The 26,138-nt window shown below is 70.0% G+C and carries 25 protein-coding genes and 1 pseudogene; 7 read left to right on the top strand and 19 right to left on the bottom strand.

From position 1 onward, the window contains the following. Positions 1-414: 414 nt before the first annotated feature. Genes EDD92_RS34930 through EDD92_RS34920 form a run of 3 tightly spaced genes read left to right on the top strand, consistent with a single transcriptional unit; the run spans position 415 to position 3,478 of the window. The gene (locus tag EDD92_RS34930; protein ID WP_123967982.1) at positions 415-633 is read left to right on the top strand and encodes a hypothetical protein; all 219 of its coding nucleotides are present in this window, start codon (positions 415-417) and stop codon (positions 631-633) included. Beyond that, positions 630-2,948 carry a cation-translocating P-type ATPase gene (locus EDD92_RS34925; protein ID WP_123967981.1) on the top strand — a complete coding sequence of 773 codons (2,319 nt, stop codon included), beginning with the start codon at positions 630-632 and terminating at the stop codon, positions 2,946-2,948. Before EDD92_RS34930 ends, EDD92_RS34925 begins: the two co-directional genes overlap by 4 nt. Then, positions 2,945-3,478, top strand: a complete 534-nt coding sequence (locus EDD92_RS34920) for a copper chaperone PCu(A)C (RefSeq protein ID WP_123967980.1) — start codon at positions 2,945-2,947, stop codon at positions 3,476-3,478. The genes EDD92_RS34925 and EDD92_RS34920 overlap by 4 nt, the downstream gene beginning before the upstream one ends. A 21-nt stretch (positions 3,479-3,499) precedes the next feature. Here the strand turns inward: EDD92_RS34920 and EDD92_RS34915 are convergent, their stop codons facing one another. The 4 genes and pseudogenes from EDD92_RS34915 to EDD92_RS34900 all read right to left on the bottom strand — a co-directional run bounded on the left by EDD92_RS34915 (position 3,500) and on the right by EDD92_RS34900 (position 8,553). Continuing rightward, positions 3,500-4,252 (bottom strand): aspartyl/asparaginyl beta-hydroxylase domain-containing protein, encoded by a 753-nt coding sequence (locus EDD92_RS34915; RefSeq protein ID WP_123967979.1) that lies wholly within the window; start codon positions 4,250-4,252, stop codon positions 3,500-3,502. Between the two features lie 203 nt (positions 4,253-4,455). Beyond that, a pseudogene (locus EDD92_RS34910) lies at positions 4,456-4,590 on the bottom strand (sigma factor-like helix-turn-helix DNA-binding protein); the annotation flags it as partial. 488 nt (positions 4,591-5,078) lie between these two features. Further along, positions 5,079-6,407 carry a class I SAM-dependent RNA methyltransferase gene (locus EDD92_RS34905; RefSeq protein ID WP_123967978.1) on the bottom strand — a complete coding sequence of 443 codons (1,329 nt, stop codon included), beginning with the start codon at positions 6,405-6,407 and terminating at the stop codon, positions 5,079-5,081. 91 nt (positions 6,408-6,498) lie between these two features. Then, the gene (locus EDD92_RS34900; protein WP_123967977.1) at positions 6,499-8,553 is read right to left on the bottom strand and encodes an APC family permease; all 2,055 of its coding nucleotides are present in this window, start codon (positions 8,551-8,553) and stop codon (positions 6,499-6,501) included. A gap of 383 nt (positions 8,554-8,936) precedes the next feature. Between EDD92_RS34900 and EDD92_RS34895 the strand changes: the two genes are divergently transcribed. Continuing rightward, on the top strand, positions 8,937-9,608 hold the full coding sequence (locus tag EDD92_RS34895) for a TrkA family potassium uptake protein (RefSeq protein ID WP_123967976.1): 672 nt from the start codon (positions 8,937-8,939) through the stop codon (positions 9,606-9,608). Next, complete coding sequence (locus EDD92_RS34890) at positions 9,608-10,285, top strand: TrkA family potassium uptake protein (protein WP_099931848.1); 678 nt, start codon at positions 9,608-9,610, stop codon at positions 10,283-10,285. Before EDD92_RS34895 ends, EDD92_RS34890 begins: the two co-directional genes overlap by 1 nt. A 136-nt stretch (positions 10,286-10,421) precedes the next feature. Here the strand turns inward: EDD92_RS34890 and EDD92_RS34885 are convergent, their stop codons facing one another. From EDD92_RS34885 to EDD92_RS34845, 9 genes are all read right to left on the bottom strand, one after another. Beyond that, entirely contained in the window at positions 10,422-11,183 is a 762-nt protein-coding gene (locus EDD92_RS34885; RefSeq protein ID WP_123967975.1) for a DUF3159 domain-containing protein, read from the bottom strand. 3 nt (positions 11,184-11,186) lie between these two features. Continuing rightward, positions 11,187-11,585 carry an OB-fold nucleic acid binding domain-containing protein gene (locus EDD92_RS34880; protein ID WP_099931846.1) on the bottom strand — a complete coding sequence of 133 codons (399 nt, stop codon included), beginning with the start codon at positions 11,583-11,585 and terminating at the stop codon, positions 11,187-11,189. Positions 11,586-11,738: 153 nt separating this feature from the next. After that, positions 11,739-12,425, bottom strand: a complete 687-nt coding sequence (locus tag EDD92_RS34875; RefSeq protein ID WP_123967974.1) for a response regulator — start codon at positions 12,423-12,425, stop codon at positions 11,739-11,741. Continuing rightward, positions 12,422-14,968: a sensor histidine kinase KdpD gene (locus EDD92_RS34870; protein ID WP_123967973.1), complete on the bottom strand. Its 2,547-nt coding sequence runs from the start codon at positions 14,966-14,968 to the stop codon at positions 12,422-12,424. Before EDD92_RS34870 ends, EDD92_RS34875 begins: the two co-directional genes overlap by 4 nt. Before the next feature lie 122 nt (positions 14,969-15,090). Beyond that, positions 15,091-15,783, bottom strand: coding sequence for an ABC transporter ATP-binding protein (locus tag EDD92_RS34865; protein ID WP_123967972.1), 693 nt, complete (start codon positions 15,781-15,783; stop codon positions 15,091-15,093). Between the two features lie 68 nt (positions 15,784-15,851). Further along, a complete protein-coding gene (locus EDD92_RS34860; protein WP_185124469.1) occupies positions 15,852-17,030 on the bottom strand; it encodes an alginate lyase family protein in 1,179 nt (392 codons plus the stop codon). Positions 17,031-17,296: 266 nt separating this feature from the next. After that, positions 17,297-18,052: a DUF3710 domain-containing protein gene (locus EDD92_RS34855; protein ID WP_030939598.1), complete on the bottom strand. Its 756-nt coding sequence runs from the start codon at positions 18,050-18,052 to the stop codon at positions 17,297-17,299. A 1-nt stretch (position 18,053) separates the two neighbouring features. Continuing rightward, positions 18,054-18,605 carry a dUTP diphosphatase gene (gene dut, locus EDD92_RS34850; RefSeq protein ID WP_123967970.1) on the bottom strand — a complete coding sequence of 184 codons (552 nt, stop codon included), beginning with the start codon at positions 18,603-18,605 and terminating at the stop codon, positions 18,054-18,056. Further along, positions 18,602-19,186 carry a PaaI family thioesterase gene (locus tag EDD92_RS34845; RefSeq protein ID WP_123967969.1) on the bottom strand — a complete coding sequence of 195 codons (585 nt, stop codon included), beginning with the start codon at positions 19,184-19,186 and terminating at the stop codon, positions 18,602-18,604. Before EDD92_RS34845 ends, dut begins: the two co-directional genes overlap by 4 nt. A 58-nt stretch (positions 19,187-19,244) precedes the next feature. On the opposite strand from EDD92_RS34845, the gene EDD92_RS34840 reads away from it, so the two are divergent. Then, entirely contained in the window at positions 19,245-19,709 is a 465-nt protein-coding gene (locus EDD92_RS34840; protein ID WP_123967968.1) for a DUF3093 domain-containing protein, read from the top strand. A gap of 6 nt (positions 19,710-19,715) precedes the next feature. Here EDD92_RS34840 and EDD92_RS34835 read toward each other — a convergent pair whose 3' ends face one another. The 4 genes from EDD92_RS34835 to EDD92_RS34820 form a co-directional block, all read right to left on the bottom strand. Then, positions 19,716-20,642: a hypothetical protein gene (locus tag EDD92_RS34835; protein WP_123967967.1), complete on the bottom strand. Its 927-nt coding sequence runs from the start codon at positions 20,640-20,642 to the stop codon at positions 19,716-19,718. Between the two features lie 13 nt (positions 20,643-20,655). Then, positions 20,656-20,952: a DUF4193 domain-containing protein gene (locus tag EDD92_RS34830; protein ID WP_005481602.1), complete on the bottom strand. Its 297-nt coding sequence runs from the start codon at positions 20,950-20,952 to the stop codon at positions 20,656-20,658. 392 nt (positions 20,953-21,344) lie between these two features. Further along, complete coding sequence (locus EDD92_RS34825; RefSeq protein WP_123967966.1) at positions 21,345-22,583, bottom strand: HAMP domain-containing sensor histidine kinase; 1,239 nt, start codon at positions 22,581-22,583, stop codon at positions 21,345-21,347. A 6-nt stretch (positions 22,584-22,589) separates the two neighbouring features. Further along, positions 22,590-23,243 carry a response regulator transcription factor gene (locus EDD92_RS34820; RefSeq protein ID WP_031165802.1) on the bottom strand — a complete coding sequence of 218 codons (654 nt, stop codon included), beginning with the start codon at positions 23,241-23,243 and terminating at the stop codon, positions 22,590-22,592. Between the two features lie 428 nt (positions 23,244-23,671). Here EDD92_RS34820 and EDD92_RS50110 point away from each other — a divergent pair, with 428 nt between their 5' ends. Beyond that, positions 23,672-23,836, top strand: coding sequence for a hypothetical protein (locus EDD92_RS50110; RefSeq protein ID WP_016432180.1), 165 nt, complete (start codon positions 23,672-23,674; stop codon positions 23,834-23,836). A 272-nt stretch (positions 23,837-24,108) separates the two neighbouring features. Here the strand turns inward: EDD92_RS50110 and EDD92_RS34815 are convergent, their stop codons facing one another. Both EDD92_RS34815 and EDD92_RS34810 read right to left on the bottom strand, forming a co-directional pair. Further along, positions 24,109-24,924 carry an inositol monophosphatase family protein gene (locus EDD92_RS34815; RefSeq protein WP_123967965.1) on the bottom strand — a complete coding sequence of 272 codons (816 nt, stop codon included), beginning with the start codon at positions 24,922-24,924 and terminating at the stop codon, positions 24,109-24,111. Positions 24,925-24,932: 8 nt separating this feature from the next. Beyond that, the gene (locus tag EDD92_RS34810) at positions 24,933-26,060 is read right to left on the bottom strand and encodes a ferrochelatase (protein WP_123967964.1); all 1,128 of its coding nucleotides are present in this window, start codon (positions 26,058-26,060) and stop codon (positions 24,933-24,935) included. Positions 26,061-26,138 lie beyond the last annotated feature (78 nt).

Here is a 26,138-nt window from a genome sequence, read left to right as displayed (position 1 = left end):
CTCACCTATTTCTTGAAAACCGAACTACGGGCCGTGCGCCCATTCGCCGATGAGCAAGAAAGCACTGGTGACCGCCTACTTTTGCCACTCAGGAGCGATGACAGGGTCACGACCGGACAGCGGAGGATGAGGTTCCCTATTCGACAAGTCGCCCGAGCGCGTCCTCCAGTTCCAGCCTTTCAAGCCGATCCCGGCGGCGTCATGGATGGCCGATTCCAGCACCTTAATAATCCAGTTGACGTCGCCTTCGATATCGTTCCGACCGATGCGGAGTGCGACATTTCGAAAACCCAGAGAAATCCCTATCAATAGGGAGTCGGATGGCGGTCGCTTTCAGTTCCCGGCGACGGCGAGGTTTTTTATCACACGCCCGAAGCCGGTCATCCGACCGATACCCCCCTACCGTATGGAGCCATGGAAAGTTCCAAGCGTCGTCTTCCCGTACCCCCGGCACTGATCGGGTTCGTCGTCCTCCTCGTCGCCCTGACCGGACTGTCGTACGGCGCCGGACGCATGGCCGGGCCAGTGGCTCCGGGGATGCACAGAACGGTGCCGGCTGAACAGAACCAGGAGCCGGGGATGGACATGCATGGCCTGAGCACTGTCGGTGACGGGGCGGTGGTGGGCCGATGACGGACACCGATCGCCGGGCGACGGCAGGCGGGACGGCGGCGACCACCGACCTGCTGGTGGGCGGGATGACCTGCGCCGCCTGCGTGGGACGGGTGGAGAAGAAGCTGGGCCGGGTGGAAGGGGTGACGGCATCGGTCAACCTGGCCACGGGCCGAGCCCGGGTCTCCCACCCCGGGTCGGTGTCCCCGGAGCAGCTGATCTCCGTGGTGGAGAGCGCCGGCTACACCGCCGAACTACCGCCGACCGAACCGGAGAACGAGGAAGCACCGGACGCCGGCTCAAAGGGCACCACGCCTCTCGGTGAACGCGACCGGCTGCTGATCACCGCGGCGCTCTCGCTACCCGTCCTGGTGCTGTCCATGGTCCCGGCCCTGCAGTTCACGCACTGGCAATGGCTGTGCTTCAACCTCGCCGCGCCGGTGGTGGGGTGGAGCGCCTGGCCCTTCCATCAGCGTGCGTTGAAGGGACTGCGGCACGCCACGGCGACCATGGACACCCTGGTCTCGCTCGGCGTGCTGGCCTCCTTCGCCTGGTCCACGTACGCCCTCTACTTCGGTGGCGCGGGCCGGCCCGGGATGCGCATGCCGTTCAGCCTCCTGCCCGGCGCCGACGACGGAAGTGCGCACCTGTACCTGGAAGCCGCGGTGAGCGTGCCGCTCTTCGTGCTGGCGGGCCGTTATCTGGAGGACCGCGCCAAGCGGGGGACCGGATCGGCACTGCGCGCCCTGGCTGAACTCGGCGTGAAAAACGTCGAGTTGAAGGACAGCGACCACGGGCGCCGAATCCCCGTCTCCGAGCTGCGGGTCGGCGACGAGTTCGTGGTGCGGCCGGGTGAGAAGGTCGCCACGGACGGGGTCGTGACCGAGGGCAACTCCGCACTGGACCTTTCGCTGGTAACCGGCGAGAGCGCACCGGTCGAGGTCGGTCCCCGCTCGGCGGTGGTGGGCGCCGCCGTCAACGTCGGAGGGCTGCTCGTCGTGCGCGCCACGGCGGTCGGTGCGGACACCCAACTCGCCCGCATCACCCAGCTGGTGACCGACGCGCAGGCGGGCAAGGCCCGTATGCAGCGGCTCGCCGACACCGTCGCCGGCGTCTTCGTACCGGTCATCGTCACCGTGGCGTGCACCGTCCTCGGCTTCTGGCTCGGCGCCGGCGCGGACGGCGGGGCGGCCGTGACGGCAGCGGTCGCCGTCCTCGTGGTGGCCTGCCCGTGTGCGCTCGGCCTGGCCACGCCTACCGCCTTCATGGCGGCGACCGGACGCGGCGCCCAGCTGGGGGTGCTCATCCGGGGCCCGGAGGCCCTGGAGCGGCTGCAGGACATCGACACGATCGTGTTCGACAAGACGGGCACCCTGACCACGGGACGTATGACGCTGGCCGAGACCACGGTGGCCGAGGGAACCTCGGCCGATGAGGTACTGCGGCTGGCTGGGGCGGTCGAGTACGGCTCGGAGCATCCCATCGGCCGGGCCGTCGTCACCGCCGCACGCCAGGCCGCGCCCGAGGAAAAGCTGCCGCCGGTGACCGCCTTCCGTGCCGTCCCCGGCACGGGCGTGAGCGGCGCCGTCGAGGGCCGCCAGGTCCTCATGGGACGCCTGCGTCCCGGTACGGAGCTGCCGGACACGCTTCAGCAGGCCCTCGACCGGGCCGAGGCCGCAGCGCGCACGGGAGTGGTTGTCGAAATCGACGGCGGACCCGTCGCCGTCCTCGCCGTCGGTGACACCCTGCGGCCCGACGGGTACGCGGCCGTACGGCAGCTGCGCAAGCTGGGCATCGAACCGATCCTCGTCACCGGCGACGGACCCGTAGCCGCGCGGACCGTGGCCGAGCAGGTGGGCATCGAGGAGGTGCACGCAGCCGTCACCCCGGAGGGGAAGGCCGACATCGTGGCCGGACTACGGGCGGACGGGTGCCGCGTGGCCGTCATCGGCGACGGAGTCAACGACGCAGCCGCCCTGGCCTCCGCCGACCTGGGCATCGCCATGGGCGGCGGTACCGACGCGGCGATCGGCGCCGCCGACATCACCCTCGTACGCGAGGACATGCAGGCAGTCGTGGCGGCCGTGCGCCTCACCCGCCGGACACTGACCACCATCCGCGCCAACCTGGCCTGGGCTTTCGGCTACAACGTCGTGACGGTGCCGCTGGCCGCCACCGGCTGGCTCAACCCGATGTTCGCTGCCGTGGCGATGTCCGCCAGCTCCGTCCTCGTGGTAGCCAACAGCCTGCGCCTGCGGGCCTTTTCACCCGCGGGGAGTCGGTCCAGCCGTGCCACGAGGACGAGCACCGCTCCCCTTCTGGAGGCAGTCCGATGAGTACGACGTCCACGACGTCCGGCGCTTCCCCCGAGGGCCCCGCGCCGTCCTGGCGCAGCCGCGCCATCGGCGCCCTGCGCACCGCCCTGGTGCCCGTTCTCGCGTGCACGGCCGCTCTCCTGCTCCTCACCGCCTACACCACGACGGGAGCGGCGGGCGAACCCCCGGCGAGGATCAGTGTCAGCAACGGCCGCATCTTCGTACCGCTCAACAACGCGAGCACCGCGGCCTTCTTCGACATCAAGAACACCGGCGCCGCCGGGGACACGCTGGAATCCGTGTCCTCGCCCTCTCTGCGGATCGCCATGCTCGGCCGGAACGTCTCGAAGAACGGTGTCGGCCGCATGGAGCCGACCGAATCCCTCACCATCCCTGCCCGGAGCGAAGTACGCATGACGCCGTTCACCGTCGACGTGATGGTCCTCGACCCGCCGCAACTGAGCGTGGGCAACAAGATCCGCGTCGACCTGTGGTTCCGAACCTCCGGGCAGATGACGGTCGATGCGGTGGCCGTCCCGGCACAGTCGTAACCGGACGGACGGCGCCGTCGCTCACCCCTCACCCATCAACTTGCGGATCTCGGTGATGAGCACGACGAGTGCCTGCCGCTCCGGGACGGTGGACTCCGGGTGCCACAGGTCGACGAGGAGGCAGGTGCGCGGGCGGGTGCCGTGGTTCCACGCCTCGTGCTCGAAGGAGTAGTCGAACAGCAGGCACTTGCCCTCCTCCCACGAGCGGGTCTCCCCCGCGACCGTGATGCCGCACGCTTCGGGGATGTCGACCGCCAGGTGCAGGTTGATGCTGAAGTTCCACAGGTCGCAGTGGGGGGCGATGGCCGCACCGGGGAGCAGCGTCGAGAAGTGGCACTCCAGCAGAGGGCACAGCTTCCCGGTGTCGACCGCCTCACGCTTCAGCACGTCGAACGCGGTCGGCACCGTGTCGGCCGACTCGCTCACCAGATCGCCGTTGCGGAAGAGATAGAGAGCCTGCCAGTCCGACTGGCGGGTGAGGTAGTGCTCGTAATCGGAGAACGCGGCCCTGCGCTCGGCCCAGGCATCCTCCAACTCCTTCTTGATGGTGGCGTGATTCGCTTCGAAGGCACGCATCACGGGTTCCAACTCCGGGTGCCCGTAGAGGTCGTGCCAGGGCTGCTGCGAAATACCAGACAGGATCCACTTGGCACCCTTCTGTAACGGATGCCGCTGCTGCTTCCCGGATCCCATCATCTCCTCGACCCTGACGATCGAGTCCGAACCGTACTCACTCCTGATCGCCGCGAAGGCGTTCTCTATCTCCGGGGTCATGACGTCTCCAGGTTTTCGAAGTCCACTGTCCCTGCATACCGTACGGAAGGCACACAGGACGTACCCCACTTGTCCGGGCAGAAATCACTTGGCTTGCCGACGCGCGACGCACTTTCCACAGGCGTAGCGCAGCGTGCCCTTTGCGCTTCAAATGCCTCGGAAATTCGGCAAAATGCGGGAACTGGATGACGCGGCAAGCCGACTCAATAAAGGGGCTCGTATGCGGTGGCGCGGGCAACGCGGGAGCGGACCGTGCCGATCGGGCAGCCGCTGACCGCGGCGGCCTCGGCATAGGGCAGGCCGAGCAACTGCGTAAGGACGAACGCCTCTCGGCGGTCTTACGAATCAGATGCAGACACCGCTCAGTTTCCGGCCACGCTGACCAAATCGAGGTCGGCAGAAGCACCGACGGGCGCCGGTGCGCACCGTCCACCCACCACTCGTCGGCACGCAGTGCGAACTCGCATCCACCGACGACACGCCGGGTATCCCTCGTGCAGTCCCCGCGGCCACCGCCCAGGAATCAGCGCGCCGCGCCCATGGCCCACGAAGGCGGAGACCCATGACCGACATCAGCGGACTCGAACCCGTGGCGACGTTCTGCGGCAACTGCGAAGGCGGCTGCCCCCAGGGCACACCCGGGAGCTGCGAGCTCTGACAGAAGGAGCCCTCCGCCCTTCGGCATCCTGATGGACCGAGGCACTACCCATCACCTGACACCCCATCAGAACGAGCGTCAAGTGAGCGTCACGAGCGTCATTTCAAGCGTCAAGACATCACCCGTAACGCCCACACCGCACATCATGCGCACGCGCAAAGCTGCAGGTCAGGAGCCCTTCGCGGCCGGTTCAAGGATCGCCACGCACTCCACATGATGCGTCATCGGAAACAGATCGAACGCCCGCAGCATCCGCACCCGGTACCCCCCGTCCCGGAAGTACCCCAGGTCCCGCGCCAGTGCCGCCGGGTCGCAAGCCACGTAGGCGATCCGGCGGGCGCCCAGTGACGACAGGTGGGCGACCGTCTGGCGGCCGGCGCCCGCTCGCGGGGGGTCCAGGACGATGAGGTCGACCTCGGTGATCCCGGTGCGCGGCAGTACGGCTTCGACCTTGCCCTGCTCGATCCGCACCCGCTCGAAGTCGGCGAGGTTGTGCCGGGCGTCCTCGACGGCCCGCTTGCCGGACTCGATGCCGAGCACCGCGCCCTTGTCGCCGAGCCGGTCGGCCAGGGCGCCCGCGAACAGGCCCACACCGCAGTACAGGTCGAGCGCCATCTCGCCCTTGCGCGGCAGCAGTCCCTGCATGACCGCGGTCACCAGGGTGTCGGCGGCCTTCGGGTGGACCTGCCAGAAGCCCCCGCTGCCGACCCGGTACGTCCGCCCGTCGGCGCGTTCACGCACGAAGGGGCGGCCGTGGACGCGGTGCACCCCGCCGTCCTTCTCTTCGACCCGCATCACGGAGACCGGCTTGTCCAGCTCGACGATCGGCAGGCGGGCGCCCGGCTGCGGCGTCAAGATCACCTGGCGGTCCTGCGAACCCGTCGCCGCGATCGCGTCGATCGACGCCATCCCGCTCCAGTCGCGCTTCTCGATGCCCAACTCGCTGACGCCCTCGGCGGCGATCATGCAGTGGTCGATCGCCTCGACCTTGTGCGAGCGGTGGCGGCGCAGACCGGCACGGCCGTCGGCGTCCACCGCGTACTGCACACGCGTCCGCCAGGCAGGCACCTCACCCGCGGGCAGCTTGTCGCCCTCGGCCGGCATCACCGTGCCGTCCCAGCCGGCCTCCTCGGGCGTGAGGCCCGCGAGCCGCTGCAGCTGCTCGGCGAGCACCTCGCCCTTCAGCCGCCGCTGCGCCCCCGGCTTGGCGTGCTGCCAGTCGCAGCCGCCGCAGCGGCCGGGGCCGGCGTAGGGGCAGGGCGCCTCGATGCGGTCCTTGGAGGCCGAGAGGACCTGGACCGCGTCCGCGCGCAGGAACCGGGCCCCCTCCTCGCCCTCGGTGACGCGCGCCACGACCCGCTCACCGGGCAGCGTGTGCCGGACGAACAGCACCTGGCCCTCAGCGGTACGGGCGATGCAGTGCCCGCCGTGGGCGACGGGGCCGATCTCGACCTCGTACTCCTCCCCGACCAGCGACTTCTTCGGTTCTGCCTGCATGGCGGGGTGACTCCACAACATCGAAAGGGAAACGGCCGGACAACAGCCCACCAGTCTACGTGGGTGTCGTCCGGCCGTTGACCGGTGTGTCTCAGCCCTTGGAGCCCGAGGGCTGCTTCGGCCGGCCCTGCTCGGCCGGACCGCGCCGCACCGAACCCGGCGCGTTCCACTCCTGCCGCTTGCGGGCCCTGCTCTTCGCCGCCTCCGAGGACTGCAGCTGATAGGGCACGGACGTCACCATGATGCCCGGTGTGAACAGCAGCCGGCCCTTGAGCCTGAGCGCGCTCTGGTTGTGCAGCAGATGCTCGTACCAGTGGCCGACCACGTACTCGGGGATGATCACGGACACCGCGTCGCGCGGCGACTCCTTGCGCAGGCCCCTGACGTACTCGATGATCGGCCGCGTGATCTCGCGGTACGGCGAGTCGAGCACCTTCAGCGGTACGTCGATGCCGCGCCGCTCCCACTCCTCCTTCAGCGCCTTCGTCTCCGCCGCGTCGACGTTGACGGTGAGCGCCTCCAGGCTGTCCGAACGCATCAGCTTGGCGTAGGCGAGGGCACGCAGCGTGGGACGGTGGATCTTCGAGATCAGGACGACCGAGTGGACGCGGGACGGCCGTACGCTGTCGTCGCTCGGGCCCTCGGGCGCCGCGATCTCCGCGGCCACGCCGTCGTAGTGCTTACGGATCGCGGTCATCGTCGCGTAGAAGATCACCATGCCGAGCAGGGCGACCCAGGCGCCGTGCGTGAACTTGGTGACCAGGACGACGACCAGCACCAGGCCGGTGAAGAAGGCACCGAAGGCGTTGATCGCGCGGGAGCGCACCATGTGGCGCCGCTTGGCCTGGTCCTTCTCGACGGCCAGGTGGCGGTTCCAGTGCCGGACCATGCCGGTCTGGCTGAGCGTGAAGGACACGAACACGCCGACGATGTACAGCTGGATCAGCCGGGTCGAGTCGGCGCCGTAGATCACGGTCAGCAGCGTGGCCGCGCCCGCGAGGAGCACGATGCCGTTCGAGAACGCCAGGCGGTCGCCGCGGGTGTGCAGCTGGCGGGGCAGATAGCGGTCCTGGGCGAGGATCGAGCCGAGCACCGGGAAGCCGTTGTAGGCGGTGTTGGCCGCCAGGAACAGCACCAGGGCGGTGGCCGCGGCCAGCACGATGAACAGGAAGCTGCCCTTGCCGAACACGGCCTCGGCGACCTGGGTGATCACCGGGTTCTGGACGTAGTCGGCGCCGACCCCGACCCCGTGCTTGAGCAGGTCGGTGGCCGGGTTCTCGGCCATGCGGACCTTGGTCGTCAGGGCGAGGACGATGATCCCGCAGAACATGGTGACGGCGAGCAGACCCATCGCGGCGAGCGTGGTTGCCGCGTTCTTCGACTTGGGCTTGCGGAAGGCCGGCACACCGTTGGAGATCGCCTCGACACCGGTGAGCGCGGCACAGCCGGAGGAGAAGGCGCGCAGCATCAGGAAGACCAGCGCGAAACCGGCCAGCCCCTGGTGCTCGGCCTTGATCGTGTACGAAGCCGTCGGCGCCCGCATGGTGTCGTCGAGCACCAGCCCGCGGAACGCACCCCAGGCGATCATGATGAACACGCCGCCGACGAACACGTACGTCGGGATCGCGAAGAGCTTGCCGGACTCCTTCACGCCGCGCAGGTTCATCAGCGTCAGCAGCACGATCACGGCGACCGCGCAGAGCACCTTGTGCTCGACCACGAACGGGACCGCGGAGCCGAGGTTCTCGATGCCGGACGCGATCGAGACGGCGACAGTGAGGACGTAGTCGACGAGCAGCGCGCTGGCCACGGTCAGGCCCGCCTTGGCACCCAGGTTGGTGGTCGCGACCTCGTAGTCGCCGCCGCCGCTGGGGTAGGCGTGCACGTTCTGCCGGTAGGAAGCGACCACGGTGAACATCAGCACGACGACCGCGAGGGCGATCCAGGGGCTGAAGTGGTACGCCGACACGCCCGCGATGGACAGGACCAGCAGCACCTCTCCCGGGGCGTAGGCCACGGAGGACAGCGGGTCGGAGGCGAAGACGGGGAGGGCGATGCGCTTCGGCAGGAGCGTTTCGCCCAGCCGGTCACTGCGCAGTGCGCGCCCGATCAGAATCCGTTTGGGCACGTCGGTCAGTTTGGACACAACAGGTAATCGTAGGCGTTCGAACGGGCACCCAACCACCCTCCCCCACCCATCTGCCCTCCGGGTGAAAACGAAGGTGACTCCGGCGACGGATTCCGCAGGCCGCTGCACCCTCATGCCTATATGACAATCACCGCCCCAGTTGCCGCCCCTTGGAGGTTCCATGCACGCCACCGCAGAGTTGATCGGCGCCGCGGCGGCCCTCGTCGGCCTCGGAATCCTGACTCTTGCCAGCGTCCGCAGCATCAGCCGTCGCTGAGGTCACCTGCCGTGCGGCAACCGTGCACAGGGGTGCCGACGTCCTACCGCGCGTGTGTAGCTTGGGCGTCGGTCTGAGACCCTGATGTGGCCGAGCAGTAACTCTTGACACCGGAAGGACGGTCGTGCACATCGTCATCATGGGCTGCGGAAGAGTGGGTTCCGCGCTTGCCCAGACCCTGGAGCAACAGGGGCACACGGTCGCAGTGATCGACCAGGACCCCACGGCCTTCCGCCGCCTCGGCCCCGGATTCGGCGGCCGCCGGGTCACCGGGATCGGCTTCGACCAGGACACCCTGCGCGAGGCCGGTATCGAGGAAGCCGGTGCCTTCGCCGCCGTGTCCAGCGGCGACAACTCGAACATCATCTCCGCCCGCGTGGCCCGCGAGATGTTCGGTGTGGAGAACGTCGCCGCCCGCATCTACGACCCGCGTCGTGCCGAGGTCTACCAGCGCCTCGGTATCCCCACCGTCGCGACGGTCCGCTGGACGGCCGACCAGATGCTGCGCCGGCTGCTGCCCTCGGGCGCCGAGCCGTTGTGGCGCGACCCCACGGGCGGTGTCCAGCTCGCCGAGGTGCACGCCTCCGCCGCCTGGGTCGGCCACAAGATCAGCAGGTTGCAGGAGGAGACGGGCGTCCGCGTGGCGTTCCTGACCCGGCTCGGTGAAGCGATCCTGCCCAGCTCGCAGACAGTGCTGCAGGAGGGCGACCTGGTGCACGTGATGATGCGCACCGACGAGGTCGACAAGGTCGAGGCGTCGTTCGCCAAGGGTCCCGAAGAGGAGGGCGGTCACTGATGAGGGTCGCCATTGCCGGTGCCGGCGCAGTCGGCCGCTCGATCGCGGGCGAGCTGCTGGAGAACGGCCACGAGGTCCTGCTCGTCGACAAGGCGCCGACCGCCATCTCGGTCGAGCGCGTCCCGCAGGCGGAGTGGCTGCTGGCCGACGCCTGCGAGATCACGTCGCTGGACGAGGCGGCGCTGCAGCGCTGCAACGTCGTGATCGCCGCGACGGGCGACGACAAGGTGAACCTGGTCGTCTCGCTCCTGGCCAAGACGGAGTACGGCGTCCCGCGCGTCGTGGCCCGCGTCAACAACCCCAAGAACGAATGGCTCTTCAACGAGTCCTGGGGCGTCGACGTGGCGGTCTCGACCCCCCGTCTGATGTCGGCCCTGGTCGAGGAAGCGGTCTCGGTCGGCGACCTGGTACGCCTCCTCCGCTTCAGCCACGGCGACGCGAACCTGGTGGAGCTGACGCTGCCGGAGGAGTCGGCCCTGGCCGGCACCCAGGTCGGCGATGTCGAATGGCCCGAGGACACGTCCCTGGTCACCATCATCCGCGGCACCCGGGTCCTCACCCCGTCCCGCGACGACTCCCTGGAGCCGGGCGACGAACTCCTGTTCGTGGCCGCCCAGGCCCGCGAGGAGCAGCTGGAGGATCTGCTCTCGGTGCGGCGCGAGGACACGGCGAGCTGATCGCTCGTCCGGTACGACGAAGGGCGCTCCTGAACCCAGGGGCGCCCTTCGTTTTGTTGTTTTCAGCCCGTCCGGCGTTTGAGGACGAGGCCGTCCAGGCCGACAAGCGGGGGGCTGGGGGCGCAGCCCCCAGGGGCTACGCCTCCCGACGGTGCCGCCCGCCACTCGCTTCAGCCCCCGCGGCAGCGGAATCCGCAGCGGCCCGCTCCTTCTCGGCCTGCTCCTCCGCCTCCATCTCCGCAAACACGTCGATCGGCGCGGGCGCCTTCGCCAGGAACACCCAGGTGAGCCAGACAGCCAGCAGGAACGGCGGAATCTTCAGCGCAACCAGCACCCAGCCCAACTGCGCCGTGTTGGCCCACCAGTACAGCGGGAAGAGAATCGCGCACTTGGCGAGCAGAATCAGACCCCAGGCCCAACTGGCCTTCGCGTACGCCTTCTTGCGCCCCGGATTACGCGTCCGCCAGGAGAGGTTCTCCTTGAACACCGGCCCGAGGATCAGCCCGAGCAGCGGCACCCCGCACAGGGTCGTGACGATGTACGCCAGCGCCAGGCCCAGCGTGTAGAGCATGCCGGGGAGGTAGAAGTCCTTGGCGTTGCCCGTCATCATCGCGAAGACGACACCGAAGGCGACACCGAAGACACCGCTGAACGCGTGCTTGACGGTGTCCCGCATGACCAGGCGGACCACCACGAGCAGCAGGGACACGGCGAGGGCGGCGATGGCCGACCAGTGCAGGTCCTTGTTGATCGTGAAGATGGTGACGAAGAGGAGGCCGGGCAGCACCGTCTCGACCATGCCCCGCACTCCGCCGAACGCCTCGAACAGGGCGGCCTCGGTCACCGCCCGGGCGTCGTCGGCTTGAGTGTCTTCGGTCGGCTTGTCGAGCGACGTCACCGGCTACTCCCGTCCGAGGGGTCTGAGTTCGTATTTCGGATTGAACAGCACCCGGCGGCCCCGGCTGAGCGAGACGCGGCCCGATGCGATCAGCCTGCGCCCCGGTTCTATGCCCACGATGGAGCGCCTGCCGAGCCACACCACGTCCAGGGCGGCGGAACCGTCGAACAGCTCGGCCTCCAGGGCCGGGACGCCCGCACGCGGCCGCAGGGTGACCGTGCGCAAGGTACCAGTAACCGTGACGATCTGTCGGTCGTGGCAGTCACCGATCCGGGTACATCCGGCCGTCGCGGTGTCCTCCCGCAGCTCCTCGGACTCCAGGTCCTCCTGCGACGAGGAGAGCCGGTCGAGCATGCGCCGGAACCGGCCCACCGGCTTTTCGGAACGAGGAACAGCACTCATATCTGAAGCGTACCGGGGTGCACTGACAGCTACGTACCCGCGACCCCGGCGCCCGAACCGAGGCCCCTCACGTCTCGAACCGGTACCCCGTCCCGGCTCTGCAATGCTGCATCCCCCGGGGGACAACCCCCGGCCCCCGGCCCCCCGCGCAGCTCACCTCTCAAAGCGGTACCCCATCCCCGGCTCCGTAACGAAGTGCTTCGGGTGCGAGGGGTCGGCCTCCAGCTTCCTGCGCAGCTGGGCCATGTACACCCTCAGGTAGTTCGTCTCCGTCCCGTATGACGGACCCCACACTTCCTGCAGGAGCTGCTTCTGGCTCACCAGCCGGCCCGTGTTGCGCACCAGCACCTCGAGCAGATGCCACTCCGTGGGCGTGAGCCGTACGTCCTTCCCGCCCCGGTTGACCTTCTTCGCGGCCAGGTCGACGGTGAACTCCTCGGTCTCCACGGTGGTCACGTCGCCCTCGCCGGCGCCGACCGGCTCGGCGCGGCGGACGGCGGCCCGCAGCCGGGCGAGCAGTTCGTCCATGCCGAAGGGCTTGGTGACGTAGTCGTCGGCGCCCGCGTCGAGGGCCTCGACCTTCTCGTCGGAGGTGTGCCGGGCGGACAGCACCAGGATCGGCACGCGGGTCCAGCCCCGCAGGCCGCGGATCACCTCGACGCCGTCCATGTCGGGCAGGCCCAGGTCCAGGACGACCACGTCGGGGTGGCGGGCGGCGGCGAGCTGAAGGGCGGTGGTGCCGTCGTGGGCCGCGTCGACCTCGTACTTGCGCGCCTTGAGGTTGATCACGAGGGCGCGCACGATCTGCGGCTCGTCATCTATGACCAGCACACGGGTCATGTGGCCTGCCTTTCGGGTTCCGCCGGGTGGAGAAGCTCGGGCGCGCGCGGTCCGGCCGCGCGCAGGGTGAGGACCATGCTGAGGCCGCCGCCGGGTGTGTCCTCGGCGGTGAGGGTGCCGCCCATGGCCTCGGCGAAGCCGCGCGCCACGGCGAGGCCGAGGCCCACGCCGGCCCCGCGCGGGGCGTCGCCGTAGCGCTGGAAGGGCTCGAAGATGCGCTCCTTGGCCTCGTCGGGGACGCCGGGGCCGCGGTCGACCACGCGCACCTCGACCCGGTCGGCGATGGCGCTGGCGGCGACCAGTACCGCCCGGTCCGGCGGGCTGTACTTGACGGCGTTCTCGACCAGGTTGGCCACCGACCGCTCCAGGAGGCCCGGGTCCACGTCGACCATGGGCAGGGTCTCCGGCACGTCCAGCTCGACGCTGTCCTCGGGCACCCCGACCAGCGCCATGGGTACGACCTCGTCGAGGTCGACCTCGCGGATCAGCGGGGTGACCGTGCCGGTCTGCAGGCGCGACATGTCGAGCAGGTTGCCCACCAGGTGGTCGAGCCGGTCGGCGCCCTCCTCGATGCCCTCCAGCAGCTCCGCCTGGTCCTCCTCGGACCACGCCACGTCGTCCGAGCGCAAGGACGACACGGCCGCCTTGATCCCGGCCAGGGGGGTACGGAGGTCGTGGCTCACGGCGGCCAGCAGCGCCGTCCGGATGCGGTTGCCCTCGGCCAGTGCCCGGGCCTGTTCGGCTTCCTCCTGGAGGCGCCGGCGGTCCAGTACGACGGCCGCCTGGGCGGCGAACGCGGCCAGCACCCGGCGGTCCTCGGCGGGCAGCACCCGGCCGGTCAGCGCCAGCGCCATGTGGTCCCCGGCCGGCACGTCGACGTCCGCCTCGTCCGGCCGCTGCACCGCGGGGCCGAGGCCTGCGCGGCCCGCGCAGGTCCACGGGTCGTGGTCGCCGGCCCGCTCCAGCAGGGCCGCCGACTCCATGCCGAAGGTCTCGCGGACCCGTTCGAGGAGCTCTTCCAGGCCGGTCTCGCCGCGCAGGACGTTGCCCGCGAGGAAGGACAGGATCTCCGACTCGGCGCGCAGCCGGGCCGCCTGGTGGGTGCGCCGGGCGGCGAGGTCGACCACCGAGGCCACCGAGACGCCGACGCCCACGAAGATCACGATGGCGACGATGTTCTTCGGGTCGGCGATGGTCCAGCGGTGCAGGGGCGGTGTGTAGAAGTAGTTCAGCAGCAGCGAGCCCACCGCGGCTGAGGCCAGCGCGGGCAGCAGGCCGCCGAGGAGCGCCGCCGCGACCGTCACTGCCAGGAAGAGCAGCATGTCGTTGGCGAGCCCCAGGTGGACGGCGTTCAGGAGCGCCGCGAGGACTGCGGGGCCGAGCACGCCGACCAGCCACCCCCAGATGATCCGCGACCGGCCCAGCCGCGCCCCCCGGGCCACCGGCAGCCCGCGCCCCTTGCCCGCCTCGTCGTGCGTGATCAGATGGACGTCGAGGTCGGGCCCGGAATCGCGGGCGACCGTCGCGCCGACGCCCGGCCCGAAGACGTACTGCCAGCTCTTGCGCCGTGAGACGCCGAGCACGATCTGGGTGGCGTTGGCCCCGCGCGCGAAGGCGAGCAGGGCCGCCGGTATGTCGTCGCCCACGACATGGTGGAAGGTGCCGCCGAGGTCTTCCACGAGGGTGCGCTGCACGGCCAGTTCCTTCGGGGAGGCGGCCGTCAGTCCGTCGCTGCTGGCTATGTAGACGGCCAGCACCTCGCCGCCCGCGCCCTTCTCGGCGAGGCGCGCGGCCCGCCGGATGAGGGTCCGGCCCTCGGGTCCGCCGGTCAGACCGACCACGATCCGCTCTCGCGAGCCCCATATCTTCGACACCCGGTGGTCGCTGCGGTACTGCTTCAGGTACTCGTCGACCCGGTCCGCCACCCACAGCAGGGCCAGCTCCCGCAGGGCGGTCAGGTTGCCGGGCCGGAAGTAGTTCGACAGGGCCGCGTCGACCTTGTCGGGCTGGTAGATGTTGCCGTGCGCCATCCGCCGGCGCAGCGCCTGGGGCGACATGTCGACGAGCTCTATCTGGTCCGCCCGCCGCACCACCTCGTCCGGCACGGTCTCCCGCTGCCGTACCCCGGTGATCGCCTCGACCACGTCGCCCAGCGACTCCAGGTGCTGGATGTTGACGGTCGAGACGACGTCGATGCCGGCCGTGAGCAGCTCCTCCACGTCCTGCCAGCGCTTGGCGTTGCGGGAGCCGGGGACGTTGGTGTGGGCGAGTTCGTCCACCAGGGCCACCTGGGGGCTGCGGGCGAGGACGGCGTCGACGTCCATCTCGGTGAAGGCCGTGCCGCGGTACGCCAGCTCCTTGCGGGCCACCTGCTCCAGGCCATGCAGCATCACCTCGGTGCGCGGCCGGCCATGGTGCTCCACGAAGGCCACCACGCAGTCGGTGCCCCGCTCCACCCGCCGGTGCGCCTCGGAGAGCATCGCGTACGTCTTGCCGACGCCCGGTGCCGCACCGAGGTAGATCCGAAGCTTGCCGCGTCCCATGGCCCCATTGTCTTCCGGTCACTGCTGCCCACGCAGCGTCGACCTTACGGCCAGCAATCGCGACAAAAGGTCCCGGGAGCGGCGTCGGAGCCGTCTTTGACGGAACTCTGACGCCGTGGCGCTCAGTGCTCGACGATCTCCCCGTCGCCCAGCTCCAGCACCCGGTCGGCGAGGTCCAGCAGGGTCGCGTCGTGGGTGGCCACCAGGGCGGTGACCTGTTCGCTGTCGACGACGGCCCGCAGCAGCTCCATCACGGCGTGGCCGGTCTCCGCGTCCAGCTGGCCCGTCGGCTCGTCGGCGACGAGGAGCGCGGGGCTGTTGGCGAGGGCGCGGGCGATGGCGACCCGCTGCTGCTGGCCGCCGGACAGCTCGCCGGGCCGCTGTGCCGCGTGGTCGGCGAGGCCGACGAGGGCGAGCAGCAGCTCGACGCGCTCCTCGCGCTCCCGCACCTCGGTCCGGCGCAGCCGCATCGGCACGCCGACGTTCTCGGCGGCCGTGAGGATCGGGATGAGCCCGAAGGACTGGAACACGAAGCCGACGCGATCGCGCCGCAGGGCCAGGAGTCCGTCCTCGCCGAGCTCGGACAGGTCGAGGCCGTCGACGCTCACCCGCCCCTCGTCGGGTACGTCGAGTCCGCCGACGATGTTGAGGAGCGTCGTCTTGCCCGACCCCGAGCGCCCCTTGAGGGCCACGAGTTCGCCGCGCGGCACCTCGAAGGAGACACCGCGCAGGGCGTGCACGGCGGCCGCTCCCTGGCCGTAGGACTTGTGGACGTTCTCGACCCGCACCATGGTCCCGGTGACCACCTGACTCATGCGCCCTCCCCCGTGCAGCCGTCGGCCGGGCGTCAGTATCACCGCCCGGCGCCGGGCGGTTCAACGGTTCAGCTCGGGTTGTCCCCGTGGGTGAGGGTCTCCCAGGCCACGAAGAGGTTGTTGCTGCCCGCCGGGCGCTGCTGCCGGGTCAGCGTCTGGGTGTTGGTCATCGCGATGCCGAGGCGGTTGTGCAGGGCGTTGTAGCCGACCTCGGTGACGGGCCCGAGCCCGAGTTTCAGCGAGCCCCCGCACAGCCGGCTCGGGACGGCGGCACCCAGCTGGTACTTGGCCTGGAACCCGAGCGCCTGCCGCAGCCGTTCGCCGACGTCGGTGCCGTACAGGTCCTGGCCCTGGATCCGGCTGGTCTCGGCGACGTGCGAGATCGCGGAGATGCCGTAGCCCGTGTGGGTGAGGTCGCGGCAGGTCTCCTGGGTGAGCCCGGTGACGAAGGTGGACTGCCCCTGCCAGTAGCCCACGATCTTCGCCCTGGTGTCGAGGTTCTGACTGGGTACGGTCCTGGGCAGGTCGCCGTCGGAGGAGAGATAGACATACGCGGCCGTACGGGTCCGGAACTTCGCCATGGCCTTGTCGTACGACGTCCGGTCCTCGAGGAAGACGGAGATGCCGACCGCGGCCTCCATCATCGACAGCTCCCAATTGCCGTTGGAGTTGGAGCCGTTGATGATCTCGGGGAGGTAGACGTTCCGGAGCATGGTCGCGAAGCGGCCGGAGTTCGCCCAGCTTCCGGTGTACGTGTACTTGATGATCTCGGCGGCCTTCGGCCAGGAGGAGCCCGCCCAGCCGGTCTGCAGGGGTGCGTTGCTGTTGGTGTGCTCCTTGATCACGGCCGACCAGGCGTCCATCAGCGCGATCGACTTCTTCGCGTACCGGTCGTCGCGGGTGATGTACCAGGCGAGTGCATCGGTGTACGCGGCGATCGCGTCCTGGCGCTCGTCCGTGCAGCCGTAGTCGGGGTTCGAGTACGAGCCGCACTCGACGGTCGCCCGCGGTTTCGGGGTGCGGTTCAGGTCGGCGTACTTGCTCGCCACCATCTGGTCGAAGGCGCTCTTCCAGGGCTGGGCACCTGCATCGACCTTGCTGCGGGTGAAGTCCAACTGCGCCTTGGAGACGGTGACTCCGGGGTGCACGAAGGCGGTGGGGGCGGCGTCGGCATGGCGGGCGACAGGCCAGGTGATCATGCCCACGACAAGCGTGGAGGCGGTCGCGAGGAGTGCAGTACGGCGCATGGTGGGGGTCATCCGTTCTCGTATATGAACGTGAAGCGCCTCTATGAACAGACGCGTTGAGCGGAGACCGTAGGTACAGACCAATAGGCCGTCAAGAGTTCACGCACACAAAAGAGCCGCACCCCGAAGGGTGCGGCTCTCGAACAGTCGCGCCCCGAAGGGGCGCGGGGCTCTGACTGATATGCGGCTCCGCCGCGCGGGCGCGACCAGCCACGACGGCGCCGCAGACAAACAACAACCCGTCGCGGCTCAGCCCAGCGCAGCGCTTAGCGGACCTCGGTGATCTCCGGGCCGCGCTGCAACTGCCCCATGCCGCCGGAGAAGCGCGAGCCTTCCTCCTGCTGGACGCCCTCGGGAACCATCTGGGCGTCGTTCGGCAGCTTCAGGACGATCGGGTCGCGGGGCGCCATCGGGCCCTCACCGCGGACCACGACCGTGTCCCGGAAGATCTGCTCGAGCAGACCGGCCGCCTGCGGCTGCACCGCGCCCTGGCCCGAGATCACGCCGCGCAGGAACCAGCGGGGACCGTCCACACCGACGAACCGCACGACCTGGAAGCCGCCCGTGCCGTCCGGCAGCTGCACCGGCACCTGGGCCCGCAGCTCCCAGCCCAGCGGGCCCTCGACCTCGTCGATGATCCCACCCTGCTGGGTGATGCCCGAGCCGATCTCCTCGCGCACCTCGCCCCAGATGCCCTCGCGCTTGGGAGCGGCGAAGGCCTGCAGCTGGATGGCGCTGTCCCGCAGCACGACGGTCGCCGCGACGATCGCGTCGCCCGCGACCTCGACCCGCAGTTCCATGCCGTCGACCCCGGGCACGAAGAGCCCGCCCAGGTCCACGCGGCCCTCGGCCGGGTCGCGCACCTCCGAGTCGTCCCACGGCCCGTCCGGCCGCGGCTCGGGCTCGAGCCTCACGCGCTCGCGCTCCTCGTCGTCCGCCTCAGTGTCGACACTGTCGACGACCTGCTCGGCCTCGCCGGCCGCGTCCTCGGCGGCACCCTTCTTGTTGCGACGTCCGAACACGTCACTGTCCTTCCCGGTCGGATACGACCGAAGCGTATCGATTCCCACCCGTAGTGCCGCCCATGGCGGCCTGACCGTTTGTGCTGCTCGTCCCGGCCACCGCGGCATGACCTCCGGTGGACCCGAAGCCCCCTTCGGCCCGTGCCGAGCCGGGAAGCTCCGCGACCTCCTGGAAGCGGACCTTCTCGACCTGCTGGACGACCAGTTGGGCGATCCGGTCGAAGCGCTCGAACCGCACGGCCTCGCGCGGGTCGAGATTCACCACGATCACCTTGATCTCCCCACGGTACCCGGCATCAACCGTCCCCGGGGCATTCACCAGGGCGACACCGCAGCGGGCGGCGAGCCCGGACCGCGGGTGCACGAAGGCCGCGTACCCCTCCGGGAGGGCGATCGACACCCCCGTGGGCAGCACGGCCCGCTCGCCCGGCTTCAGTTCACACGACTCGGTGGTACGCAGATCGGCGCCCGCGTCACCGGGATGTGCGTACGACGGAAGCGGTACGTCCGGGTCGACGCGCCGGATCAGTACGTTCACGGGGTCACGGCTCACGGGTTCACCTCGAAGGCGCGGGCGCGCCGCCTCTGGTCCGGGTCGTCCATGGCGGCCCGGATCTCCTGCGGGCGGCCGTTGTCGATGAAGTGGTCGACCTTCACCTCGATGAAGAGCGCGTCGGCGCGCACGGCCACGGGCCCGTCCGGGCCGCCGATGCGTCCGGTGGCGGACGAGTAGATCTTGCGCCCCGCCACCGCCGTGACCTCGGCCTCCAGATACAGCACCGTCCCGACCGGAACGGGCCGCACGAAGTCCGTCTCCAGCCGTCCGGTCACGGCGATCGTCCTGAGCAGCCAGTTCAGCGAGCCCAGGGTCTCGTCCAGGGCGGTGGCCAGCACCCCGCCGTGGGCAAGGCCGGGCGCCCCCTGGTGAGCGGGCTGCACGGTGAACTCCGCGGTGATCGTGACGCCTTCGCCGGCCCGCGCCTCCAGGTGCAGTCCGTGGGGCTGCCCGCCGCCGCATCCGAAACACTGTTCGTAGTGGGCACCGAGCAGCTCACCGGGCGCGGGAGCATCAGGGTGCCGCACCGGTTTCACCGCGTCGGCGGGAGGCTGAAGAGCTGGGGAAGTACCACTCACAGCCGCAGACCTTACCCGCGCGTCCGCCATATCCGGACACCGTGCCAAGCTTGGCTGCATGCAGCCCTCCGCCACCCCTTACGAAGAACGCCTCACCGCCCCCCGCTCGTGGTGGCTGATCTCCTTCCTGGTGGGCGTCTCCTTCGCCCTGATCCTGCTGCCCTTCGGCACTCTGCCGCTGCTCGGCGGTCTGGTCGGCGGCACGGCGGCGATGGCGGTCGCGGCGAGCGCGTACGGCTCGGTCCGCATCCGTGTGGTGGGTGACTCGCTGATCGCGGGCGAGGCGAAGATCCCGGTCACGGCGCTGGGCGAGGCGGAGGTCCTGGACCCGGAGGAGGCGCGCGCCTGGCGCACCTACAAGGCCGACACCCGCGCCTTCCTCCTGCTGCGCGCCTACATCCCCACGGCCCTGCGCGTGGAGGTCACCGACCCCGAGGACCCGACGCCGTATCTGTACCTGTCGACGCGGGAGCCGGAGCGCCTGGCTCAGGCGCTGAGGACGGCCAGGGAGGCCGTGGCGTAACAGCTCTCAGCCCGCTGAGCCGTCCCCCAGCTCCAGCGGCCGCTCCGGGGCCTCCAGGGGCGGGAGTTCGGGAAGCACGTCCCACGGCACCTGGATCTTTCTCAGGTCCTTGCGGATCCGCGCCGCAAGCTTCTTCGTGTCCCGGCGGTTCATGACCGCCCCTACGGCGGCCCCCACCATGAAGGGCATGAGGTTCGGCAGGTCGCGGACCATGCGTTTCATGATCTGCTGGCGCAGTTCGCGCTTCATGGGTCCGTTCAGCGCGGAACTCACGGTCGACGGCTTGGTCACGTCGATCCCGCGCTCTCCCGACCAGGAGTTCAGATACGCGGTGCTGCGCTGCTTGAGGTTGCCGGGCGGGCGTACGCCGTACACCTCGTGGAGTTCGGCGATCAGTTTCAGCTCGATCGCCGCGACTCCGGTGATCTCGGCGGCCAGTTCCGCCGGCATCGCGGGCGGTACGGGCAGCATCGCCGCCGCTCCCACCCCCGCTCCGACCGTCGATGTGGCGGCCGCTGCGCCCGCCACGAGCTTGTCCGCGAGCTGCTCGGGCCCCAGGCCCGGGAACTGCCTGCGGAGCGCCGCGAGATCCCGTACCGGGATCCGCGGGGCGTTCTCGATGATCCGGTCGGCGACATACGCCAGGCCCGCCCTGGCGGCGCTGCCGCCCTTGCGGACGCCTTCCCTGGCCTTGTCGCGGAACACCGCGGCCCGTCGCCTGGCGACGGGCACGGGTGTCTGCGACGGGGCCGGGAGGTCAACCCGGCCGGCCGCCGGTTCGAGCGAGGCCGATCCTGTGGGCCCTGTGGTGCCCGGTGTCGAACCGGACGGGCCCCGCTCGTCATCACGCGCGCCGTGAGGGCCGTCGGACGGCCCTTCGTCCGCTCCCGGCATGAGGGAGCGGCGCTTCCAAGGTGGGGTCGAGCCAGTCACGGCCGACCCGGCCTCAGTCGCAGTCGCGGCAGATCGGCTGACCGTTCTTCTCGCGGGCCAGCTGGCTGCGGTGGTGCACCAGGAAGCAGCTCATGCACGTGAACTCGTCCTGCTGCTTCGGCAGCACCCGGACGGCCAACTCCTCGTTCGAGAGGTCCGCGCCGGGCAGCTCCAGGCCTTCGGCGGCCTCGAACTCGTCGACGTCCACTGCGGAGGTCGACTTGTCGTTCCGCCTGGCCTTCAGCTCTTCAAGGCTGTCCGAGTCGACGTCGTCGTCGGTCTTGCGTGGGGTGTCGTAATCCGTTGCCATGTCGCTCTCCCCCTCTGGGTGTCTGCGGTGTCTCCAGCGCACGTAACGCGTGAGAGGCCGGACTTGTGCCCGACCCGAGGCGGAGATTTTGCCTCACATCAAGGTCTGTTACTCAATCGACACCCAACCGGACTCCTCAAGAGTGATCGGCTTGGATGGCGAACGGGACCGTACACGGTCCCTTGCCGCTCTTCAAAGGCGCCTCACCCTGTACTTCCCGTGATCAGGACACCCGAAAACCCGGATTTTCCCGGCTTTACGGCAGTCCCCATGATCACGGAGAGTAGATGGCCAGAAAATCGCCCTTGTGATCGATCACACACGGGATGCGCCGTTCGGCGGCCAGAAAATTCCGCGCAAAGCGAACATCCCCGTGTGTCGGCGACATGATCTCAGATCGGCAGCGCAACGCGCATCACGAGTCCACCCCCCTCACGGGGCTGGGCCGAGATGTGCCCGCCGTGGGCCCGGGCCACGGACCTCACGATGGAAAGACCGAGGCCGACGCCCTTGTCGCTGCCCGTCCGCTCCGTGCGCAGCCGCCGGAAGGGCTCGAAGAGGTTGTCGATCTCGTACGCGGGTACCACGGGGCCGGTGTTCGACACGACCAGGACCGCCTGACCGTGCTGGACCTCGGTGGTGACCTCGACCCAGCCGTCCTCCGGCACGTTGTACCGCACGGCGTTCTGCACCAGGTTCAGCGCGATCCGCTCCAGGAGCACGCCGTTGCCCTGCACGACGGCGGGCTTCTGCTCGCTGCGGATCACCACGCCCTTGGCGTCCGCCTCCGAGCGCACCTGGTCGACGGCCTGCTCGGCGACCTCGGCGAGGTCCACCGGCTTGCGCTCGACGATGTGGTTGTCGCTGCGGGCGAGCAGCAGCAGGCCCTCGACGAGCTGCTCGCTGCGCTCGTTGGTGGCCAGCAGCGTCTTGCCGAGCTGATGCAGCTCCGCGGGCGCGTTCGGGTCGGACAGGTGCACCTCGAGGAGCGTGCGGTTGATCGCGAGGGGTGTGCGCAGCTCGTGCGAGGCGTTGCCGACGAAGCGCTGCTGGGCGGTGAAGGCGCGCTCCAGGCGCTCCAGCATGTCGTCGAAGGTGTCGGCCAGTTCCTTGATCTCGTCGTCCGGGCCGTCCAGCTCGATCCGGCGGGACAGGTCCGAGCCGGCCACCGCGCGCGCGGTGCGGAGAATCCGGCCGAGCGGGGAGAGCACCCGGCCGGCCATGGCGTAGCCGAAGGCGAAGGCGATGATCGCGAGGCCGAGGAGGGCGAGCAGGGAGCGGCTGAGCAGATCGTCGAGGGCGCGCTGGCGCTGGATGGCGTCGCAGTTCTTGAGGATCGTGTTGATCTCGCTTTTCGGCGCCGAGTTCACGGCGGGGCAGGTCGTGCTGGTGATGTTGAGGTTGGCCCCGCTGATCTGGAAGGACTGCCCGCTGCCCTCATGGAGGGCCTGGGCCGCCAGCAGATAGATGATCGACAGCAGCAGGATGCCGGCGATCAGGAACATGCCGCCGTACAGCAGCGTGAGCCGTATGCGGATGGTCGGGCGCAGCCAGGGGAAGGGCGGCTCTGGCTTCCTGGGGTCCCAGGTGGGCTTGGGGGGTGCCGTGGGGAGAGCGGGTGTTGCGGCCATCGCGCATCAGATCCGGTAGCCGGAGCCGGGCACGGTGACGATCACGGGCGGCTCGCCCAGTTTGCGGCGCAAGGTCATGACGGTCACGCGCACGACATTCGTGAACGGGTCGGTGTTCTCGTCCCAGGCCTTCTCCAGGAGCTGCTCCGCGGAGACGACGGCGCCCTCGGAGCGCATCAGCACCTCCAGCACGGCGAACTCCTTGGGCGCGAGCTGGATCTCCTTGCCGTCGCGGAAGACCTCGCGGCGGTTGGGGTCGAGCTTGATGCCCGCACGCTCCAGGACCGGCGGCAGCGGCACACTGGTGCGCCGGCCGAGCGCACGCACGCGTGCGATGAGCTCACTGAACGCGAAGGGCTTGGGGAGATAGTCGTCGGCGCCGATCTCCAGGCCCTCGACGCGGTCGCTGACGTCACCGGAGGCCGTGAGCATCAGCACGCGCGTGGGCATGCCGAGTTCCACGATCTTGCGGCAGACGTCGTCGCCGTGGACGAGCGGGAGGTCGCGGTCGAGGACGACCACGTCGTAGTCGTTGACGCCGATGCGCTCCAGGGCGGCCGCACCGTCGTACACGACGTCGACGGCCATGGCCTCCCGGCGCAGTCCGGTGGCCACCGCATCGGCGAGCAGCTGCTCGTCCTCGACGACGAGTACGCGCACGTCGCTTGTCCTTCCTGTGTCCACCCGCGTAGCGCCTGCAAGGGCACACGCGGGCAGGGGTCTTCATGACTGTGTGCCTCCATCCTGCCCTTTTCGGTCATAAGTCGGCGGTAAGGCGGGTGGGCAGAGGATGAGGGCAGGATGAAGGACAGGTGTGAGACCCGGGAATGCGAGATTTTCTCGCCGGGTTGAGGTTTCCGTGGAAGGGAGCGGGGGGAGGACGGTTCATACCCCGCGATCACGCTCTGCTAGTGCCGCAGCACCATGCGGCACGGCGCAATCCGCTTTCCGCAGAGTGGGCGTGGGTGTCCGGCACCGTCGCCACCCCCGGCGCCCGTGTGCCGGGCACCTGATGGAGACGTGATCGCCCCTTCCCAACGGCACACCCCCGTGCCACCGACCCACGACCCAGGACGAGGGGGCGCAGCATGGACGCATTCACCGCAGGACTTCTGCAGCGCATAAGGACGACCGAGTCCGACCTGACGCGGGCTCGCGACGAGGGCGACGACTTCCTCGTCGAGGTGGAGCAGGGCGAGCTCGACGACCTGCGCCGCCTCGCCGCCGAGCACGGTGTGGAGGTCGGCGCCTAGCGTCTGCGTCTGATCAGCGCGTTACGTACGACAGCGGGCCCCCGGCGAATCCAGCGCCGGGGGCCCGCTTGTCCGGGTCGTTCGCCTGCGGGGGTGCCTCAGCCGGTGTCGAGAGGCCGATCGTGCTCAGCGCTTCGCGCCTCCCCGAGCCCCCGATCTCGGCTTCGGTCGAGCGGGAGGTGCCCCCATGCCCTCTCGACTCCGGAGCGCCCCCTCCGGCTCACTCCCGGCCGGTGTCCGGCGGTGCCGTGGGCGTTGGAGGGCCCGTGCCGTCAGTCGTGCCAGGCGCCGAAGTCCTCCAGGAGGCGCTGGAGGGGCTCGAAGACGCCCGGGGTGCCGGCGATCGTCAGAGCGTGTGCGGGGCGCTCTCCGGGGCGTCCACCGGTCAGCGCGCCCGCTTCCCGGGCGATGAGGTCGCCGGCCGCGAGGTCCCACGGGTGCAGCCCGCGCTCGTAGTAGCCGTCGAGGCGGCCGGCCGCGAGGTCGCACAGGTCGACGGCGGCCGAGCCGCTGCGCCGGATGTCGCGCAGCAGGGGGATCAGCTTCTGTGCGACCTCGGCCTGGTGGGTGCGGACCTCGGTGACGTAGTTGAAGCCCGTCGAGACCAGGGCCTGGTCGAGGGGCGGCGCGGGGCGGCAGGCCAGCTCGCGCTCGCCCTCCCAGGCGCCCGTGGCGCGGGCTCCGCCGCCGCGGACCGCGTGGTACGTCTCGCCGCGCATCGGGGCCGCCACGACCCCGACGACGGTCTCGCCGTCCTGCTCGGCCGCGATCGAGACGGCCCAAGTGGGCAGCCCGTACAGGTAGTTGACCGTGCCGTCGAGCGGGTCGATCACCCAGCGGATCCCGCTGGTGCCCTCGGTGGAGGCGCCCTCCTCGCCGAGGAAGCCGTCGTCCGGGCGGCGCTCGGAGATCAGGTCCGTGATCAGCTTCTCCGCCGCGATGTCCATCTCGGTGACCACGTCGATCGGGCTCGACTTGGTCGCGGCGACCGCGAGGTCGGCCGGGCGGCCGTCCCGCAGCAGCTCCCCGGCGCGGCGGGCGGCCTCCTGGGCCAGTGCGAGCAGTTCCTGATGCAGGGGGTCGGTCACGGGGCTCCTCACACGTAGGGGCTGTCGACGCCCGCGGCGGCCGGGCGGGGGGCTCGGGCCGGACAGCAGCCGACCGGGCAGACGTTGTGGCTCGCGCCGAGCGCGCCCAGGGCGCAGGGCGTGGCCTCCTCGCCGCGTTCCACGGACGCCCGCTCCAGGACGAGGTCGCGGATCGCGGCGGCGAAGCGCGGGTCGGCGCCGACGGTGGCCGCGCGGCGCATCGGCAGACCCAGTTCCTCGGCCTTCGCCTTGGCCTCCGTGTCGAGGTCGTAGAGGACCTCCATGTGGTCGGAGACGAAACCGATGGGGGCGATGACGACCGCCGGGGCGCCGCCCGCGTGCCGCTCCTCCAGGTGGTCGCAGATGTCGGGCTCGAGCCACGGGATGTGCGGGGCGCCGGAGCGTGACTGGTAGACGAGCTGCCAGGGGTGGTCGATGCCGGTGCGCTCGCGGACCGCGTCGGCGATCAGCTGAGCGACCTCCAGGTGCTGCTCGACGTACGCGCCACCGTCGCCGTGGTCCTCGACCGGGCCGGAGGTGTCCGCGGACGCGGTGGGGATCGAGTGCGTCGAGAACGCGAGGTGCGCGCCGTCCCGGACGTCCTCGGGGAGATCGGCCAGGGACTGCAGGACGCCCTCGATCATGGGCTCCAGAAAGCCTTCGTGGTTGAAGTAGTGCCGGATCTTGTCGATCTTCGGCAGCTCCAGGCCCTCGGCCTCCAGCTCGGCGAGCGAGTCGGCGAGGTTCTCGCGGTACTGGCGGCAGCCCGAGTACGAGGCGTAGGCGCTGGTGGCGAGGACCAGGATGCGGCGGTGCCCCTCGGCGACCATCTCGCGCAGGGTGTCCGTCAGGTAGGGCGCCCAGTTGCGGTTGCCCCAGAAGACCGGCAGGTCCAGGCCGTGGTCCGCGAAGTCCTTGCGGAGGGCGTCCAGCAGGGCGCGGTTCTGGTCGTTGATGGGGCTGACCCCGCCGAACAGGAAGTAGTGCTGCCCGACTTCCTTCAGGCGTTCCTTGGGGATGCCCCGCCCGCGCGTCACGTTCTCCAGGAACGGGACCACGTCGTCCGGGCCCTCCGGGCCGCCGAACGAGAGCAGGAGCAGGGCGTCGTAGGGGGTGGCATCGAGCGCGTCTGACATGGGTCGATCCTGCCACCCGGCACTGACAGCCGGGAAACGGCGGGGTGACGAGCGGGGGCGGGTCGCATTCCGGACGCG

Source organism: Streptomyces sp. TLI_185, from assembly GCF_003814765.1.
Taxonomy (GTDB): Bacteria; Actinomycetota; Actinomycetes; order Streptomycetales; family Streptomycetaceae; genus Streptomyces.
The sequence above is the reverse complement of the archived record's forward strand: the minus strand, read 5'-3'. Positions and strand labels throughout refer to the sequence as shown.

Excerpts from the sequence above, each read along its gene's own strand:
- EDD92_RS34870 (WP_123967973.1), bottom strand. The coding sequence starts at position 14,968 with ATGGGACGCGGCAAGCTTCGGATCTACCTCGGTGCGGCACCGGGCGTC.
- EDD92_RS34810 (WP_123967964.1), bottom strand. The coding sequence starts at position 26,060 with ATGTCAGACGCGCTCGATGCCACCCCCTACGACGCCCTGCTCCTGCTC.
- EDD92_RS34875 (WP_123967974.1), bottom strand. The coding sequence starts at position 12,425 with ATGACCCGTGTGCTGGTCATAGATGACGAGCCGCAGATCGTGCGCGCC.
- EDD92_RS34920 (WP_123967980.1), top strand. The coding sequence starts at position 2,945 with ATGAGTACGACGTCCACGACGTCCGGCGCTTCCCCCGAGGGCCCCGCG.
- EDD92_RS34905 (WP_123967978.1), bottom strand. The coding sequence starts at position 6,407 with ATGCAGGCAGAACCGAAGAAGTCGCTGGTCGGGGAGGAGTACGAGGTC.
- EDD92_RS34860 (WP_185124469.1), bottom strand. The coding sequence starts at position 17,030 with ATGCGCCGTACTGCACTCCTCGCGACCGCCTCCACGCTTGTCGTGGGC.
- EDD92_RS34830 (WP_005481602.1), bottom strand. The coding sequence starts at position 20,952 with ATGGCAACGGATTACGACACCCCACGCAAGACCGACGACGACGTCGAC.
- EDD92_RS34880 (WP_099931846.1), bottom strand. The coding sequence starts at position 11,585 with ATGAGTGCTGTTCCTCGTTCCGAAAAGCCGGTGGGCCGGTTCCGGCGC.
- EDD92_RS34840 (WP_123967968.1), top strand. The coding sequence starts at position 19,245 with ATGCAGCCCTCCGCCACCCCTTACGAAGAACGCCTCACCGCCCCCCGC.
- EDD92_RS34865 (WP_123967972.1), bottom strand. The coding sequence starts at position 15,783 with ATGAGTCAGGTGGTCACCGGGACCATGGTGCGGGTCGAGAACGTCCAC.
- EDD92_RS34890 (WP_099931848.1), top strand. The coding sequence starts at position 9,608 with ATGAGGGTCGCCATTGCCGGTGCCGGCGCAGTCGGCCGCTCGATCGCG.
- EDD92_RS34930 (WP_123967982.1), top strand. The coding sequence starts at position 415 with ATGGAAAGTTCCAAGCGTCGTCTTCCCGTACCCCCGGCACTGATCGGG.
- EDD92_RS50110 (WP_016432180.1), top strand. The coding sequence starts at position 23,672 with ATGGACGCATTCACCGCAGGACTTCTGCAGCGCATAAGGACGACCGAG.
- EDD92_RS34915 (WP_123967979.1), bottom strand. The coding sequence starts at position 4,252 with ATGACCCCGGAGATAGAGAACGCCTTCGCGGCGATCAGGAGTGAGTAC.
- EDD92_RS34825 (WP_123967966.1), bottom strand. The coding sequence starts at position 22,583 with ATGGCCGCAACACCCGCTCTCCCCACGGCACCCCCCAAGCCCACCTGG.
- EDD92_RS34925 (WP_123967981.1), top strand. The coding sequence starts at position 630 with ATGACGGACACCGATCGCCGGGCGACGGCAGGCGGGACGGCGGCGACC.